Source organism: Pseudescherichia sp., from assembly GCF_031987975.1.
Taxonomy (GTDB): domain Bacteria; phylum Pseudomonadota; class Gammaproteobacteria; order Enterobacterales; family Enterobacteriaceae; genus Pseudescherichia.
Window position 1 is genome coordinate 81985 of sequence record NZ_DALZYX010000003.1, and the last position, 15720, is coordinate 97704.

The window sequence follows — 15720 nt, forward strand, 5'->3', positions numbered from 1 at the left end:
TTGCTATGTCTATTCTGGTTAAAAATAACATTCATTGGGTTGGCCAACGTGACTGGGAAGTTCGCGATTTCCACGGAACCGAATATAAAACGCTGCGCGGCAGCAGCTACAACAGCTATCTCATTCGTGAAGGGAAGAATGTCCTGATCGATACCGTCGATCATAAATTCAGCCGCGAGTTTGTACAGAACCTGCACAGCGAAATCGATCTAAATGACATCGACTACATCATTATCAATCATGCCGAAGAGGATCATGCCGGGGCGCTGACCGAACTGATGTCCCATATCCCAAACACGCCGATCTACTGCACTACCAACGCTATCGACTCCATTAACGGTCACCATCACCATCCGGAGTGGAACTTCCACACCGTGAAAACCGGCGATACGCTGGATATCGGCAACGGCAAGCAGCTAATCTTTGTTGAAACCCCAATGCTGCACTGGCCCGACAGCATGATGACCTACATGACCGGCGACGCGGTACTGTTCAGCAACGACGCCTTTGGCCAGCACTACTGCGACGAACGTTTGTTCAACGATGAAGTGGATCAGGGCGAGCTGTTTGAGCAGTGCCAGCGCTACTATGCCAACATCCTGACGCCGTTCAGCCGCCTGGTCACGCCAAAAATTACCGAAATCCTCGGTTTCAACCTGCCGGTGGATATGATTGCCACCTCTCACGGCGTGGTGTGGCGTGAAAATCCGACCCAAATCGTTGAGCTGTATCTGAAGTGGGCGGCGGACTATCAGGAAGATCGCATCACCATCTTCTACGACACCATGTCCAACAATACCCGCATGATGGCAGACGCCATTGCCCAGGGGATCAACGAAGTCGATCCCAACGTGGCGGTGAAAATCTTCAACGTGGCGCGCAGCGATAAAAACGAGGTATTAACCAACGTCTTCCGCTCCAAAGGCGTGCTGGTGGGCACCTCCACCATGAACAACGTGATGATGCCGAAAATTGCCGGTCTGGTAGAGGAGATGACCGGCCTGCGCTTCCGCAACAAACGCGCCAGCGCCTTTGGCTCCCACGGCTGGAGCGGCGGCGCGGTAGACCGCCTCTCTACCCGACTTCAGGATGCTGGTTTTGAGATGTCCCTGAGCCTGAAGGCGAAATGGCGTCCCGATATTGATGCGCTGGAAATTTGCCGCCAGCACGGCCGTGACATTGCACGTCAGTGGGCGCTTACTCCGTTACCTGTCGCTGCACCTGCGGCCGCAACCAGCCCCTGTGCAACCGCCGCCGATCTGGGACCGAGCATGCAGTGCAGCGTCTGCCAATGGATCTACGATCCGGCGAAAGGCGAGCCGATGCAGGACGTCGCCCCCGGTACCCCGTGGTGCGACGTGCCGGACAACTTCCTCTGCCCGGAGTGCTCGCTGGGTAAAGAGGTGTTTGATGAACTGGCTACGGAGGTTAAATGAACCACGGCATCGTGATTATTGGCTCGGGCTTTGCCGCCCGTCAGCTGGTGAAGAATATCCGCAAGCTTGATGTGAACGTCCCGCTGACGCTGATTGCAGCCGACAGCATCGATGAGTACAACAAACCGGACTTAAGCCACGCGATCAGCCAGAGCCAGCGTGCAGACGACCTCACCCGCCAAACGGCGGGGGAGTTTGCCGAACAGTTTAACCTGCGGCTGTTACCCTATACCTGGGTAACCGATATTGACGCCGCCGCGCACGTGGTGAAAGCGGGCGATCGATCCTGGCAGTACGATAAGCTGGTGCTGGCGACGGGTGCATCCGCCTTTGTACCGCCGGTTGAGGGGCGTGAGCTAATGCTTACCCTCAACAGCCAGCGGGAGTATCGCGCCTGTGAAACCGCGCTTCGCGACGCGCAGCGGGTGATGATTGTCGGCAGCGGTCTGATTGGCACCGAGCTGGCGATGGATTTCTGCCGCGCCGGAAAAGCGGTTACCCTGGTTGACCAGGCGGCCAGCATTCTGCCGATGCTGATGCCGCCCGAAGTAAGCAGTCGCTTACAGCACCGCCTGACCGATATGGGCGTGCAGCTGCTGTTGAAATCGCAGCTTCAGCGCCTGGAAGAAACTGCTGACGGTATCCGCGTTCAGCTGGATCGCAGCCGCAGCGTTGAAGTGGATGCGGTGGTGGCCGCCACCGGCCTGCGGGCAGAGACCGCGCTGGCGCAGCGCGCCGGAGCTGCAACGCATCGCGGGGTGAAGGTTGATAGCTACCTGCAAACCACGCAGCCGGATATCTATGCCCTGGGTGACTGCGCAGAGATAAATGGCAACGTGCTGCCGTTCCTCCAGCCGATTCAGCTTAGCGCCATCTATCTGGCGAAAAACCTGCTCGGTGGCCGCGTTCCGCTGAAGCTACCTGCGATGCTGGTAAAGGTCAAAACGCCCGAACTGCCCTTGCAGCTGGCGGGCGAGTCCGGACGGCGCGATCTGCGCTGGCAGATGGAAACCAGCGCTGCGGGGATGGTCGCTCAGGGGTTTGATGAGAGCGACCAGCTCAGCGCCTTTGTGGTCAGTGAGGATTGCATGAAAGAAGCGTTTACTCTACTGAAGCAGCTCCCGCCAGCGAGTCATAGCCCCGTACCCGGTAGTTAACGATCGAGGCTAGCCAGCAAAGAATAAAGATCGCCACCACGATAAAACCGGCGTCGCCGAGGTTGTCGTTCAGGGTGGCGATGGCGTCCCACACGCCGCCGCTGAGCGCGAACTTATCCACCAGCAGCCCCAGCGCCTCCAGCCCGCCGATAAACAGCGCCACCACCACTGACGTACCGGTGATGGTCATGTTGTAGTAGAGCTTGCGCTGGGGTTTAGCAAAGGCCCAGCCGTAGGCATTGACCATCAGCAGGTTATCCAGCGAATCCACCAGCGCCATGCCGCTGGCAAACAGCGCCGGGAAGACCATAATCGACCAGATAGAGATGCCGTTAGAGGCGCTGGCGGCGGAGATCCCCAGCACGCCAATCTCCGTTGCGGTATCGAAGCCGAGACCAAAGAGAAAGCCCACCAGATACATGTGCCAGCTCCGGCCTACCAGACGAAATGCAGCGCTAAACAGCCAGTGCATCACCCCACCCGGCGTGGTGCTTTCTGCATCCACCGGTTTACCCTGCTTCAGGGCCTGAAAGCTGCGCCATACGCCGCGCAAAATCACCAGATTCACCAGCGCCATCGCCAGTAAAAAGATGGCCGACACCGCCGTGCCAATCATGCTGCCGGTCTCGTGAAACCACGCCATCCGATTCTGAAACGCTGCCGCCGTGGCGGCAATGGCCACCGAGGCCAGCACGACGATACTGGAATGGCCTAGCGAGAACCAGGCCCCAACGCCAAACGGACGTTTGCCCTGCTGCATCATTTTACGCGTCACGTTATCGATGGCGGCGATGTGATCTGCATCGACCGCGTGGCGCAGGCCGTAGCCCCAGGCCAGCAGGCTGGCGGCCATTAGCGCCGGACTGCTGGCAAAAGCGTGCCACGCCCAGCCCCAGGCCAACAGGTTAGCCATCACCAGCCCCAGCATCAGCAGCGCCGCACGCGGCTCGCTGCGTAAAACTCGCATCAACATTATCAGATTCCTTATTTATAAAAGTCTGGCGGCGGCGATGGCCGCCTGCCCAAAGGCAATGGCTCCGTCTCCCGCAGGCAGCCTGCGGGGAAACAGCAGCGTAAAATCGTGCAGATAGACGTTCAGGCGGGCGCGCAGGAGTCGGTTATGGATCACCCCGCCGCTAAAGCAGAGCGTACGGATCCCGTGCGCATCAGCATGCTGCCGCATCAGCTCAGCCAGGCCCTGGGCCAGCGCGTCATGAAAAGCCCACGCCCGCGCCTGCGGTTCCGCCTGCCAGCCCAGCAATTGCTGCCAGAAGCGCGCCAGATCCAGCCTGCCCTCATGCAGTGGCAGAGTGAGTGGATGCGCTACGTCAGGGCAGCATTCAGCCAGCGCCTCCAGTCGACAGGCCGCCTCCCCCTCATAGCTCAGGATCGCCGGGGCGCACCCCAGCGCGCAGGCCACGGCGTCAAACAGCCGTCCGCAGGAGGAGGCCAGCGGCGCATTGATACCGCGCACAATGGCCCGCGCCAGCGGCTGCCAGTTCTGTGTCTGCACCGGCTGGGTTTCCGGGTAGCGCTGCCACTCGGGGACAAACGCCAGGCAGTGAGCCAGCAGGTTCCGCCAGGGCTGCTGCGCGGCCAGATCGCCACCGGGGAGCGCCACGGCGGGCAACCCGCCCAGATGCTTACACTCGCGGTAGTTCACCCGCAGGCACTCCCCGCCCCATAGCGCGCCATCGGTCCCCATGCCGATGCCGTCCAGCGTCAGGGCGATAACGTCCCCGCCCGTCAGCGGCCAGCCGTGTTCGGCCAGGCAGGCCGCCGCATGGGCGTGATGATGCAGCACCCGCATGACCGGCAGCCCGCTCTCGGTTGCCCACTGGCTGGATCGATACCCCGGATGGGCATCGCAGACAATCTGGCGAGGAGAGAAGTTATAGATGGACTGCATCAGATCCAGCGCCTGTCGCCACTGCGCCTCGACGCCCTCGTCGCCAAGATCGCCGAAGTGCTGGCTCATCACCGCCTGCCCGCCGCGCACCACACAGAAGGTGTTTTTCATGTCCGCCCCCATGCAGAGCAGCGACGGCACATCGCTAAAGCCCGGCGGCAGCGGCAGCGCGTCCGGCACAAACCCACGCGAGCGCCGGAGCATCTCCCCGTCGGCTCGTACTACCGAGTCGTCCATCCGCTGGACGATATCGCGGTTATGCAGCAGGAAACCGTCAGCGATGGCAGCGAGATCCCGCTGCGCCTCGTCGTTGCTTAACGCCGGTGGCTTACCGCTGAGATTGCCGGAAGTCATCACCAGCGGGCGGTTGAGGCTCTGCATCAGCAGATGCTGGAGAGGATTGGCGGGCAGCATGACGCCCATCTCGTTGAGTCCCGGCGCAATGGCCGCGTCCAACTCGGGCAGCAGAGTTTTATCCACCAGCACCACCGGCGCGGCCGGGGTCTCCAGCGCCGCGCGAGCCGACTCAGGGAGGTTCTGCGCATCGGCGATCATCACCGCCAGCGGCTTCGCCGGACGCCGCTTACGCAGGCGCAGACGCGCAACCGCCTGCGGGTTAAGCGCGTCGCAGGCGAGATGAAAGCCGCCGAGACCCTTCACCGCCACGATGCCGCCTGCATCCAGCCGCGCCACCGCCGCCCTTAACGCCGCCTCCCCCGTCAGGGTTTCCCCCGCCGCGTGCCACGTCAGCTGCGGGCCGCAATCCGGGCAGGCCACCGGCTGGGCATGAAAGCGGCGATCCGCCGGGTTGCGATACTCCGCCTCGCAGGCCGGACAGAGCGGAAAAGCCGCCATCGCGGTCTGCGGGCGGTCATAGGGCATAGCGCGGATAATAGTCACCCGCGGCCCGCAGTGGGTGCAGTTGACGAAGGGGTAGCGATAGCGGCGATCCGTGGGATCGTTCATCTCCGCCAGGCAGGCCGGACAGGTAGCCGCATCCGGCACGATCTGGGTATCCATTCCGCCCCCCGCGCTGGGCAGAATAGTGAACGCCACAGGACGCTGCGGCCAGTGAAACGGCACGGCGTCGGCCTGATCGATGCGCGCCAGCGGCGGGCAGGCTTGCCGCATCTGCGCCATAAACCCGGACTCCTCTCCCCAGAGCCGCACCACCACGCCCTGCCCGTCGTTGCAGACGTCGCCGGTACGCTGGAGCTGCTGCGCCAGCTGCCAGACAAAGGGGCGGAAGCCCACCCCCTGAACTTTGCCCCGCACGCGGATAAGGACGCCGCTCTCGCTCATTTCCCTACACCGCCGCGTCGCGCAGGCGGGTTTTCATCGCCTGATAGGTGGTCTGGGTATAGTTTTCCGCCCAGGGCTGATCGGCAATGGCGCTAACCTTCACGGCGCAGTACTTGGTCTCCGGCGTTTTGGAGATAGGGTCAAGGTTGTCCTGGGTTAACTCGTTGCAGGCCCCAATCCACCACTGGTAGGTCATGTAGACGCTGCCCCGATTAATGCGCTCATTAACGTCAGCTCGGCTGATCACCTTCCCACGCCGGGACTCTACCCACACCAGCTGTCGATCATGGATACCGAGCGCCAGGGCATCATCCGGGTTGATCTGCACAAAGCCCGGCTCGTCGGCCAGGGTTTGCAGCGCCGCGCAGTTGCCGGTCATCGAGCGGCAGGAGTAGTGCCCCACCTCGCGTACGGTGCAGAGCACCAGCGGGAAGTCGGCATCCGGCACTTCGGCGGGCGCGCGCCACTGCGCCGCAAACAGGTGCCCTTTGCCGTCCGGGGTATCGAACCTGTTTCCCTGGTAGAGGTACGGCGTACCCGGATGATCCAGGGTTGGACAGGGCCACTGTACATGTCCCATATCGCCCATCTTCTCGTAGGTGACGCCGTAGAAGAGCGGGCACAGCTCGCGCAGCTCATCCCAGATCTGCTGGTTGCTGTCGTAGTGCATCGGGTAGCCCATCTCGGTAGCGATCAGGCTGATGATCTCCCAGTCGCGTTTGACGTTGTACTGCGCCTCTACCGCCTTCTCGAAGCGCTGGAAGCCACGATCGGCACAGGTAAAGACGCCGCCGTGTTCACCCCATGAGGTCGCGGGCAGCAGAACATCCGCCTGCTCGGCGGTTTTGGTCATAAAAATATCCTGCACCACCACGAAGTCGAGCGCCTCAAAGCCCTTGCGTACCAGGCCCAGGTCGGCTTCGGTCTGGAGCGGATCCTCACCCATGATGTAGTAGGCTTTGATCTTGCCCTCCAGCGCCAGGTGCGGCACTTCGGTAATGCGCACTCCGACCTGGTCATCCATATCCGCAGCGTTGATACCCCAGGCCCTGGCGAATTTCTCCCGCACCGCCGGATCCACCACGTCCTGGTAGCCAGGGAACTGGTTGGGGATCACCCCCATATCGCACGCCCCCTGGACGTTGTTCTGCCCACGCACCGGCCCGACGCCGACATGCTCCCGGCCCAGGTTGCCGGTGAGCAGCGCCAGGCTCGCCAGGCCTTTCACCACGTCCACCGCCTGGCCGAACTGGGTGACGCCCATGCCCCACATAATGGTGGCCGACGGTGCTGCGGCGTAGGTACGCATCGCCTGACGAATCTGCTGGGCACTGACCCCGGTCAGGTGCTCAACCGCCTCGGGCGCATAGTCTTTGACCACCTCACGATAGGCATCAAGGCCGCGGGTAAAGCTGGCCACGTACTCCCTGTCGTACAGCTCCTCCTCCAGCAGCACGTAGCCAAAGGCGTTGACCAGCGCCATATTGCAGCCGTTGTTGATCTGTAGATGCTGATCGGCAATGCGCGCGGTTTCGATCCGGCGCGGATCGCAGACGATGATCTTCGCTCCGTTCTGTTTGGCTTTGATCACCCGGCGGGCAACGATCGGATGCGAGTCGGCGCAGTTGTAGCCGAACACCAGCAGGCAGCGGGAGTGTTCAATATCGCCGATGGAGTTGCTCATCGCCCCGTTGCCCAATGCCTCCTGCAGGCCCGCTACCGACGGGCCGTGGCAGACCCGGGCGCAGCAGTCAACGTTGTTAGTGTGCAGCACGCCGCGGGCAAACTTCTGCATCACGTAGTTGGTTTCGTTGCCGGTACCGCGCGAGGAGCCGGTGGTCATGATCGCCCGGCCACCGTACTGGGCCTTGATCTCCCCCAGCCGTTTTGCCGTGTAGCGAATGGCTTCATCCCAGCTTACGGGCGTAAGTTTGCCGCCTTTCTGGTAGCGGATCATCGGCTGGGTCAGGCGCGGCGTCAGGAGTTTCGTATCGTTAAGGAAATCCCAGCCGTAGTAGCCCTTCAGGCAGAGCTGATTCTGGTTAGTGATACCTTCCGCCGCTTCGGCACGAATAATTTTGTTGTTATCGACTACCAGCTTCAGTTTGCAGCCTGCGCCGCAGTATGGACAAACGCTCGTAATTTTTTTCATCAGTAACAGACCTGTTAAAAGTTGAAATACTGTTCAGTTAAAAGAGAAGTGAGGCGGCGGTATCGAGGGCCGCGCGGCGGCGTTTCTCGGCGCTGAGCTGCTCCAGACGTGCCCTGTCGACGCAGACCAGTGCCTCGGTAGGACAGACCTCCATGCAGGCGGGACCGGCTTCGCGGGTGTGGCAGAGGTCGCACTTGTTGGCCTCGGCTTTCTCCGCCCGCACGTTCAGGCCCGCGCCGCTGTTGCGGATCACCGGGCGCACAACGACCTCCATCGCGCCATAGGGGCAGGCGACCACGCAGGTTTTGCACCCGATGCAGCGCTCCTGCATGACGTTAACAAAACCTTTGTCACGGCTGATGGCGCCGTTGGGGCAGACGTTGGCGCACGGGGCGTCTTCGCACTGGCGGCACAGGGTGGCGGTAGAGACGTTCACGCCTTTAATAACGTGAATACGCGGCAGGAAGGTGTCGGGGGTTAAAGAGGCACAATCCTGTTGCGCCTGATGGGAGACCACGCAGGCAACTTCGCAGGTACGGCAGCCAATACATTTACTGGCGTCGGCCATGATGAAACGGTTCATCAAATTCTCCAGCATTAACGGTAGTGTGCCGGAGTATTCACGAATCGTGCCAGAGTTTATTTTATTGATTTATATAGGTTTTAAAATAAAGGGAAACTGTCATCGACACTTGTGACGATGACAGCTGTCGATGTCAGGCGTGTGGGCCATCGCTAACGGAGCCGCGCAGGATCAGCTGCCCGGTAAACGTTGGCTGAGACGTAAACCCTCCCCCGTCGAGCATAAAAATAAGGCGGTTAATGGTCTCTTTGATCATCTCCGTCACCGGGATTTTAACGCTGGCTAAGGGCGGGACGGTATAGGGGGCGATGGCGATATCATCGAAGCCAATCACCGACACCTGCTCGGGGACAGCAATGCCGCTGCTGTGCAGCTGGCTAATCGCCCCGATGGCCATATCATCATTGCTGGCTACCAGCGCGCTGAAGCGCACCCCGCGATCCAGCAGCGTCGCAACGCTTGCCGAGCCGCTGGCAGGCGTCCACTTTCCTTCGACAATCAGCTCGTTACGCACCGCCACGCCGTGCCGCTCCAACGCCTCTCTATAGCCGGAGAGACGCTCGTTGCCGGTAGGCGAGTCGAGGGAGCCGGTGATAAAGGCGATATCCCGATGCCCCTGGGCCAGCAGCGTCTCTACCGCCGCCAGGCTGGTGGCCTTTTGATCGCAGTAGACGCAGTGGCTGCTGTTTTTACGCAGCCGCCGGTTGAGCACCATAATGGGCTGGGTATGGCCGTCGATGATCGTGTCGATCTCGTCAACGCTGAGAAAGCGAGGGTAGATCACGATCGCATCGCAGCGTAGATCGAGTAAATACTGGATCGCCTGCCGCTCCTCCTCGGCGCTGTGTTTGCCGTCGGCGAGGATCAGCTGGCGGCCACGATCTTCCGTCATCCGTGCCGCGTGAAACAGCAGCTCGCTGAAGTAGACCCCGTGATAGAGGGTATTGGTCACCACCAGCCCAAGAGTCTGGGTGGTTTTTGCCGCCAGGTTACGCGCCAGCAGGTTGGGCCGATAGCCGCTCTCTTCGATAGCCCTGAATACGCGCTCCTTCGTCTCCTGGCCGACGTAGCCGTTACCTGACAGCACGCGGGACACCGTCGCCTTCGATACCCCTGCCCGCTTCGCTACCTCCAGCATCGTGGTCATGATTGCTTTCCTTTCATTTGCATATCCGCAGTTTACTGCACTACCGGCGGATTTGCAGGGCTTTACCCATTGCGATCTTCAGTGATCCGTTTCACGGTTCTAAACATCCGCCATTGAATATAAAAATGAAACTCAGCATGATTTTGTGGAACCGGTTTCCTACATCACGTCTCATCGCTCGCGGTGCAGTCGTAACCCAATACTAAAACAGGATAAAATCCGATGGCCAAAAACTATGCCGCGCTGGCGACGACCGTGGTCACCGCGCTGGGCGGGGCGGACAATATCGCCGCCGTCACCCACTGCATGACGCGCCTGCGTTTTGTAGTAAAAGATGAGACGCAAATCGACAGCGCCACGCTGAAGAGCACCCCGGGCGTGATGGGCGTGGTGCGCAGCGACAGCCAGTGTCAGGTGATCATTGGCAATACGGTGTCGCAGGCCTATGCCGAAGTGGTACGCCTGCTGCCGGCCGATATGCAGCCAGTGGTTGATACCGGACCGCAGAAGCTGACCCTGCGACGCATTGGCGCAGGGATCCTCGACGCGCTGATCGGTACCATGTCGCCGCTGATCCCGGCGATCATCGGCGGATCGATGGTCAAGCTGCTGGCGATGATCCTTGAGATGACCGGCGTGCTGGAGAAAGGCTCCTCTACCCTGACGATCCTCACTGTGATCGGCGACGGGGCCTTCTTCTTCCTGCCGCTGATGGTAGCGGCCTCGGCGGCGGTGAAATTTAAAACCAACATGTCGCTGGCAATTGCCATCGCCGGGGTGCTGGTTCATCCGAGCTTCATCGAGCTGATGGCGAAGGCGGCCCAGGGCCAGCAGGTGGAGTTCGCCCTGGTTCCGGTGACGGCGGTGAAGTACACCTACACGGTGATCCCGGCGCTGGTGATGACCTGGTGCCTCTCTTACATTGAGCGCTGGGTGGATCGCATTACCCCGGCGGTGACGAAAAACTTCCTTAAGCCGATGCTGATCGTACTGATCGCCGCCCCGCTCGCCATCCTGCTGATCGGGCCGATCGGGATCTGGATCGGCAGTGCCATCTCCGCGCTGGTCTACACCATTCACAGCTACCTGGGCTGGCTGTCGGTTGCCATTATGGGCGCGCTCTGGCCGCTGCTGGTGATGACCGGCATGCACCGCGTCTTTACCCCGACCATCATTCAGACCATCGCCGAGACCGGCAAAGAGGGTATGGTCATGCCGTCCGAAATCGGAGCCAACCTGTCGCTGGGCGGCTCGTCGCTGGCGGTGGCATGGAAAACTAAAAACCCGGAGCTGCGCCAGACGGCGCTGGCGGCGGCGGCCTCGGCCATTCTGGCGGGTATCTCCGAGCCTGCGCTCTACGGGGTGGCGGTGCGCCTGAAGCGCCCGCTGGTCGCCAGCCTGATCAGCGGTTTTATCTGCGGCGCGGTGGCCGGGATCGCCGGGCTTGCCAGCCACTCAATGGCCGCGCCGGGACTCTTTACCAGCGTACAATTTTTCGATCCGGCTAATCCAATGAGCATTGTCTGGGTCTTTGCCGTGATGGGGCTGGCAGTAGTGCTGTCGTTTGTGCTCACCCTGCTGCTGGGCTTTGAAGATCTGCCCGTCGAGGATGAGGCAGCCAAAGCGCGCGCGTTGCAGGCGGCAAAGCCAGCGGCAGCGGCCAGAGCCTGATTTAACAAGAGGTAAATTATGTCTGTATTTCCAGAGGGATTTTTATGGGGCGGCGCACTGGCCGCCAACCAGTCGGAAGGAGCGTATCGCGAGGGCGGCAAGGGGCTGACCACCGTCGATACTATTCCGCACGGCGCAAACCGTCTGCCGGTCAAGCTGGGCCTGGAAAAGCGCTTTGCCCTGCGCGACGATGAGTTCTACCCCAGCCACGAGGCGATCGATTTCTATCATCGCTACCGGGAAGATATTGCCCTGATGGCAGAGATGGGCTTCACCGTGTTTCGCACCTCTATCGCCTGGGCGCGCCTCTATCCCAACGGCGACGAACTGACGCCTAATCCCGAAGGAATTGCCTTTTACAGAGCGGTGTTTGAGGAGTGCCGGAAGTACAACATCGAGCCGCTGGTGACCCTGTGCCACTTCGATGTGCCGATGCATCTGGTGCGCGAATACGGCTCATGGCGTAACCGTAAGATGGTAGAGTTCTTCACCCGCTACGCCCGCACCTGTTTCGAGGCGTTTGACGGGCTGGTGAAGTACTGGCTGACCTTCAATGAAATTAACATTATGCTGCATAGCCCCTACTCGGGCGCGGGGCTGGTGTTCGAGGAGGGTGAGAACCCGGAGTGGGTCAAGTACCAGGCGGCGCACCACGAGCTGATCGCCAGCGCGCTGGCCACCCAAATCGCCCATGAAGTGAACACGAACAATCAGGTCGGCTGTATGCTGGCGGGCGGTAACTTTTATCCCTACTCCTGCAAACCTGAAGACGTCTGGGCAGCGCTGGAGAAGGATCGGGAAAACCTGTTTTTCATTGATGTCCAGGCGCGGGGAGCCTATCCGGCGTGGACGGGGCGCATGTTCCGCGAGAAGGGGATCGCCATCGAAATCCTGCCCGGTGACGATGAGATCCTCAAGCACACCGTCGATTTTGTGTCGTTCAGCTACTACGCCTCCCGCTGCGCCTCGGCGGAGATGAACGCGGGCAACACCAGCGCGGCCAACGTCGTTAAGTCGCTGAAAAACCCTTATATCGAGGCCAGCGAGTGGGGCTGGGGCATCGATCCCCTCGGCCTGCGCATCACCATGAACATGATGTATGACCGCTACCAGAAGCCGCTGTTCCTGGTGGAAAACGGGCTGGGCGCGCGGGACGCGTTTGACGCTAACGGCGAGATTAACGACGATTACCGCATCAGCTACCTGCGGGAGCATATTCGCGCCATGGGCGAGGCGGTGGCAGACGGCATTCCCCTGCTCGGTTACACCTCCTGGGGCTGTATCGATCTGGTGGCCGCCTCAACCGGTGAGATGAGCAAGCGCTACGGCTTTGTCTACGTTGATCGCGATGACCATGGCAACGGCACCCTTGACCGCGTCCGCAAGAAGTCGTTCTGGTGGTATAAGAAGGTGATCGCCAGCAACGGGGCGGATCTGGAGTAGTCTGTAGGCCCGGTAAGCACAGCGCTACCGGGCGTCATGTCACTGAGGATCGATCAGATCCACGACCATGCTTAAAATTTCATCCATGATATGCGGAGCAACAGTGGCAGCATAACGCGCTTTACGGGCAGATAAATCGAGTGCACGTAGCTGATAACACAGCACTACCCCGGTGATCTTCCCCGTATCCGTGCTTTCACCATCCAGCCAGACCGTGACAGCATGGGAGCGTGCTAGCGAGCCACCGCTGGTTACCGGCACACAGACCGCAGTCCCCAGTGCCGAGACAAGCTTTCTATCTGAAATCACCAGATAGTAGTGCGCACCTTTGAACTCATGCCCCTCTACCGGATCGCCGTTGACGTGCCATATCTCTCCCTTTGCTGGTGTTTTCCTTCCCTGCGCCATCAGATCTCCTCCTTGCCCTGTGGCTTATCGGCTAGTTCATCCGCAAGATCGGTATTAAAACTGGCGATCTCCTGGCTATCTATTCCCTGCAGTATCTCCGTGACTGAACGGCGTCCTCTGGCAACGCGTTTTGCTGGCGTCATGCTAACTGAATTACCGTTGGTGCTCACAACCAATGTGGTCCCTGCGGTCCAACCCATAGCGGTGGCAATCTCACCAGGAATTGTGACGACTACGGCACCGCCTTGCTGCCTAAGTTTTGTTAGTGGCATAGCGCCTCCATTGAGTGTAACAATGTCTCACTCTAAGTATACTCTAAGTTACACAAAGTCACACTAAGAGTGTCACAGCGCCGTAAATCCCCCCTGCCCCTGCCAGCCCTCAAGCCGCTGATAGACCGTTTCCACGGCCTCTTTTACCGGCGGCGTCATCGGGTAGTAGAAGCCGACAATATCCGGCTGAATGCCAAGGAAGATCGTCTCACCTACATCCTCTTTAAGCTGATCCACCAGATAGTTCAGCGGCATATTGTGGGTGGTCATCATAAACAGCTCGGCAATATCGTCGGGATCGATAATGCGGATCTCGCCGGGGTTGAGTCCCATGTCGGTGGCGTCAACGATCAGCAGGCGATCCGGACGCAGCTCACGGATCGCCACCACGTCATTCTCCGGGGCGCTGCCGCCGTCGATGACCCGCCACGCGCCGGGCTGCCGGGCGGCGCACATCTCCGCCAGCAGCGGGCCTGCGCCATCGTCGCCCATCATGCTGTTGCCTACGCAGAGTAAAACGTCAGTCACGAACTCTCCTCACCATCAGATAGATGGCGCTCTCCTGATGAATATCATGCAGCATGCTGAGCAGCACGCTGCTCCACGTCTGCTGCTGCGGGGTCTGAACCGCCAGCGCCCGGTCAAAGGCACCTGCCAGCATCGCGATATGCGAATGGTCGATAACGATCTCGCCATACTTCGGCACCCCTGCCATTTTGCGACGGGCGGTGCTCCCCTCCTCCAGGGTGGCGATCCACGTCAGATAGTCGTCCCATGGACAGGTCAGCGCCGCCTCCAGGCAGTCGATCACCCCTAAGTGGTGACCAATGGCGAGGCTATAGTAAACCACCTGCTGCGCCTCGGCGGGCGTCGCGTCGTTTTCATCGATAAACTTCCGGCTCAGCTGGCTGAAGACCACGGATTCACTCATGAGATCCGCGCCTCATCGACGACGGCGTTAAGGTGCGCCACAATCTCGTTCAGACGCGGATCGTCCTCTGCTGCCAGCCAGCGTGCGACTTGGTTCTCCCCCAGCGCCCGCAGGCGCAGGTAGTCGTCAGCGATCTCGCGGCCGTAGCGGTAGCCCGCCAGCCGCCGCGCCTCACGATCGACGCGTACCCGCAGGGGCTGGACGATACCCTCATGCAGCAGCGCCGCCGGCTGGTTATCCTCTTCCCCCGGCAGACGAGCGTGAATTTTCTGCTCCAGCAGACCCAGCGCCATCGCAAAGCCGTACAGCGTCGCGGCGGGCGTTGGCGGGCAGCCGGGAATGTAGACATCCACCGGGACGATTTTGTCGGTGCCGCCCCAGACGCAATAGAGATCGTGGAAGATGCCGCCGCTGTTGCCGCACGCCCCGTAGGAGATGCAGATTTTTGGATCGGGAGCCGAGTTCCAGGCCCGCAGCGCCGGGGAGCGCATCGCCCGGGTTACCGCCCCGGTAAACAGCAGGATGTCGGCATGGCGCGGAGAGGGCACAACCTTAATACCGAAGCGTTCGGCGTCAAACAGCGGCGTCAGGGTGGCGAAGATTTCGATTTCGCAGCCGTTACAGCCCCCACAATCGACGCGGTAGACGTAAGCCGAGCGTTTGATCTTTTTCAGCAGCGACGCCTTCATGCTGGCGATGGACTCTTCCACCGTCATCGGCACGGGAATGCCGTTGGCATCGCGCGGTCCCAGTAAGTTGCTCATCAGCTGGCCTCCTGCATATGGCGAGTGAGTTCAATCCGGTCAGACGACACCAGGCACTTCTGTCGCTTGCACGCCGGACAGGTTTCGAAGCCTTCGCGGTGATGTTCCGCCCGGCTGTCGCCGTTATGCGCCAGCAGCGCAATGGCGTAGTCGATCTCTTTCTGCACGGCAAAGGGCCGCTCGCAGACGCGGCAGTGGCACAGGTCAAAGCGCGACTGCTGTAAAAAATCCTCTTTCTTCCACACCGCCAGCTCGTACTCCTGAGAGAGGGTAATGGCTGCGGTGGGGCAGACCTCCTCGCAGCGCCCGCAGAAGATGCAGCGCCCGAGGTTAAACTGCCAGGCCTGCTCGCTGCTTGCCAGCAGCGTCTCTACCGACAGGGCGTTAGAGGGGCAGGCGTTGACGCAGGCCGCACAGCCAATGCACTGGCGGGGATCGTGCTGCGGCTTGCCGCGAAAGTGCTTATCCACCTCGATGGGCGCCAGCGGATACGACGCCGTCGGCGTGCCGGTTTTGATCGCTTTTTTGATAAAGGTAAACATGGC

Annotated in this window: 15 protein-coding genes; 4 read left to right on the forward strand and 11 right to left on the reverse strand. The window is 60.6% G+C overall.

Annotated elements, in window-relative coordinates:
* Positions 1–5: 5 nt before the first annotated feature.
* Together norV and norW are read left to right on the forward strand one after the other, a co-directional pair.
* Complete coding sequence (gene norV, locus RTN40_RS06225) at positions 6–1436, forward strand: anaerobic nitric oxide reductase flavorubredoxin (RefSeq protein WP_312227710.1); 1431 nt, start codon at positions 6–8, stop codon at positions 1434–1436.
* A complete protein-coding gene (gene norW, locus RTN40_RS06230) occupies positions 1433–2593 on the forward strand; it encodes an NADH:flavorubredoxin reductase NorW (RefSeq protein WP_312227711.1) in 1161 nt (386 codons plus the stop codon). Before norV ends, norW begins: the two co-directional genes overlap by 4 nt.
* On the opposite strand, the gene RTN40_RS06235 is transcribed toward norW, so the two are convergent.
* The 5 genes from RTN40_RS06235 to RTN40_RS06255 all read right to left on the reverse strand — a co-directional run bounded on the left by RTN40_RS06235 (position 2538) and on the right by RTN40_RS06255 (position 9686).
* A complete protein-coding gene (locus tag RTN40_RS06235; RefSeq protein WP_312227712.1) occupies positions 2538–3566 on the reverse strand; it encodes a HoxN/HupN/NixA family nickel/cobalt transporter in 1029 nt (342 codons plus the stop codon). The two genes, norW and RTN40_RS06235, sit on opposite strands and share 56 nt — an antisense overlap.
* 15 nt (positions 3567–3581) lie before the next feature.
* Positions 3582–5804 carry a carbamoyltransferase HypF gene (gene hypF / locus RTN40_RS06240; protein ID WP_312227713.1) on the reverse strand — a complete coding sequence of 741 codons (2223 nt, stop codon included), beginning with the start codon at positions 5802–5804 and terminating at the stop codon, positions 3582–3584.
* Positions 5805–5808: 4 nt separating this feature from the next.
* Positions 5809–7956, reverse strand: coding sequence for a formate dehydrogenase subunit alpha (gene fdhF, locus RTN40_RS06245; protein ID WP_312227714.1), 2148 nt, complete (start codon positions 7954–7956; stop codon positions 5809–5811).
* Positions 7957–7993: 37 nt separating this feature from the next.
* Positions 7994–8539: an electron transport protein HydN gene (gene hydN, locus RTN40_RS06250; protein ID WP_312227715.1), complete on the reverse strand. Its 546-nt coding sequence runs from the start codon at positions 8537–8539 to the stop codon at positions 7994–7996.
* Positions 8540–8672: 133 nt separating this feature from the next.
* Positions 8673–9686 (reverse strand): LacI family DNA-binding transcriptional regulator, encoded by a 1014-nt coding sequence (locus RTN40_RS06255; RefSeq protein WP_312227716.1) that lies wholly within the window; start codon positions 9684–9686, stop codon positions 8673–8675.
* Positions 9687–9908: 222 nt separating this feature from the next.
* Here RTN40_RS06255 and ascF point away from each other — a divergent pair, with 222 nt between their 5' ends.
* Complete coding sequence (ascF, locus tag RTN40_RS06260) at positions 9909–11357, forward strand: PTS cellobiose/arbutin/salicin transporter subunit IIBC (RefSeq protein ID WP_312227717.1); 1449 nt, start codon at positions 9909–9911, stop codon at positions 11355–11357.
* Positions 11358–11375: 18 nt separating this feature from the next.
* On the forward strand, positions 11376–12800 hold the full coding sequence (locus RTN40_RS06265; RefSeq protein WP_312227718.1) for a 6-phospho-beta-glucosidase: 1425 nt from the start codon (positions 11376–11378) through the stop codon (positions 12798–12800).
* Positions 12801–12839: 39 nt separating this feature from the next.
* On the opposite strand, the gene RTN40_RS06270 is transcribed toward RTN40_RS06265, so the two are convergent.
* The 6 genes from RTN40_RS06270 to RTN40_RS06295 form a co-directional block, all read right to left on the reverse strand.
* Positions 12840–13208, reverse strand: a complete 369-nt coding sequence (locus RTN40_RS06270; protein ID WP_312227719.1) for a type II toxin-antitoxin system PemK/MazF family toxin — start codon at positions 13206–13208, stop codon at positions 12840–12842.
* Positions 13208–13480 (reverse strand): antitoxin, encoded by a 273-nt coding sequence (locus RTN40_RS06275; protein ID WP_312227720.1) that lies wholly within the window; start codon positions 13478–13480, stop codon positions 13208–13210. Before RTN40_RS06275 ends, RTN40_RS06270 begins: the two co-directional genes overlap by 1 nt.
* A 72-nt stretch (positions 13481–13552) precedes the next feature.
* On the reverse strand, positions 13553–14008 hold the full coding sequence (hycI, locus tag RTN40_RS06280) for a hydrogenase maturation peptidase HycI (protein WP_312227721.1): 456 nt from the start codon (positions 14006–14008) through the stop codon (positions 13553–13555).
* A complete protein-coding gene (locus RTN40_RS06285) occupies positions 14001–14411 on the reverse strand; it encodes a formate hydrogenlyase maturation HycH family protein (protein ID WP_312227722.1) in 411 nt (136 codons plus the stop codon). The genes hycI and RTN40_RS06285 overlap by 8 nt, the downstream gene beginning before the upstream one ends.
* The gene (locus RTN40_RS06290) at positions 14408–15175 is read right to left on the reverse strand and encodes an NADH-quinone oxidoreductase subunit B family protein (protein ID WP_312227723.1); all 768 of its coding nucleotides are present in this window, start codon (positions 15173–15175) and stop codon (positions 14408–14410) included. The genes RTN40_RS06285 and RTN40_RS06290 overlap by 4 nt, the downstream gene beginning before the upstream one ends.
* On the reverse strand, positions 15175–15717 hold the full coding sequence (locus RTN40_RS06295) for a formate hydrogenlyase complex iron-sulfur subunit (protein ID WP_312213623.1): 543 nt from the start codon (positions 15715–15717) through the stop codon (positions 15175–15177). The genes RTN40_RS06290 and RTN40_RS06295 overlap by 1 nt, the downstream gene beginning before the upstream one ends.
* Between the last annotated feature and the right edge of the window lie 3 nt (positions 15718–15720).

What these genes read in the sequence shown, in the direction of transcription:
- norV (WP_312227710.1), top strand. Translation starts at nt 6, where the DNA reads ATGTCTATTCTGGTTAAAAATAACATTCATTGGGTTGGCCAACGTGAC.
- norW (WP_312227711.1), top strand. Translation starts at nt 1,433, where the DNA reads ATGAACCACGGCATCGTGATTATTGGCTCGGGCTTTGCCGCCCGTCAG.
- RTN40_RS06235 (WP_312227712.1), bottom strand. Translation starts at nt 3,566, where the DNA reads ATGTTGATGCGAGTTTTACGCAGCGAGCCGCGTGCGGCGCTGCTGATG.
- hypF (WP_312227713.1), bottom strand. Translation starts at nt 5,804, where the DNA reads ATGAGCGAGAGCGGCGTCCTTATCCGCGTGCGGGGCAAAGTTCAGGGG.
- fdhF (WP_312227714.1), bottom strand. Translation starts at nt 7,956, where the DNA reads ATGAAAAAAATTACGAGCGTTTGTCCATACTGCGGCGCAGGCTGCAAA.
- hydN (WP_312227715.1), bottom strand. Translation starts at nt 8,539, where the DNA reads ATGAACCGTTTCATCATGGCCGACGCCAGTAAATGTATTGGCTGCCGT.
- RTN40_RS06255 (WP_312227716.1), bottom strand. Translation starts at nt 9,686, where the DNA reads ATGACCACGATGCTGGAGGTAGCGAAGCGGGCAGGGGTATCGAAGGCG.
- ascF (WP_312227717.1), top strand. Translation starts at nt 9,909, where the DNA reads ATGGCCAAAAACTATGCCGCGCTGGCGACGACCGTGGTCACCGCGCTG.
- RTN40_RS06265 (WP_312227718.1), top strand. Translation starts at nt 11,376, where the DNA reads ATGTCTGTATTTCCAGAGGGATTTTTATGGGGCGGCGCACTGGCCGCC.
- RTN40_RS06270 (WP_312227719.1), bottom strand. Translation starts at nt 13,208, where the DNA reads ATGGCGCAGGGAAGGAAAACACCAGCAAAGGGAGAGATATGGCACGTC.
- RTN40_RS06275 (WP_312227720.1), bottom strand. Translation starts at nt 13,480, where the DNA reads ATGCCACTAACAAAACTTAGGCAGCAAGGCGGTGCCGTAGTCGTCACA.
- RTN40_RS06285 (WP_312227722.1), bottom strand. Translation starts at nt 14,411, where the DNA reads ATGAGTGAATCCGTGGTCTTCAGCCAGCTGAGCCGGAAGTTTATCGAT.
- RTN40_RS06290 (WP_312227723.1), bottom strand. Translation starts at nt 15,175, where the DNA reads ATGAGCAACTTACTGGGACCGCGCGATGCCAACGGCATTCCCGTGCCG.
- RTN40_RS06295 (WP_312213623.1), bottom strand. Translation starts at nt 15,717, where the DNA reads ATGTTTACCTTTATCAAAAAAGCGATCAAAACCGGCACGCCGACGGCG.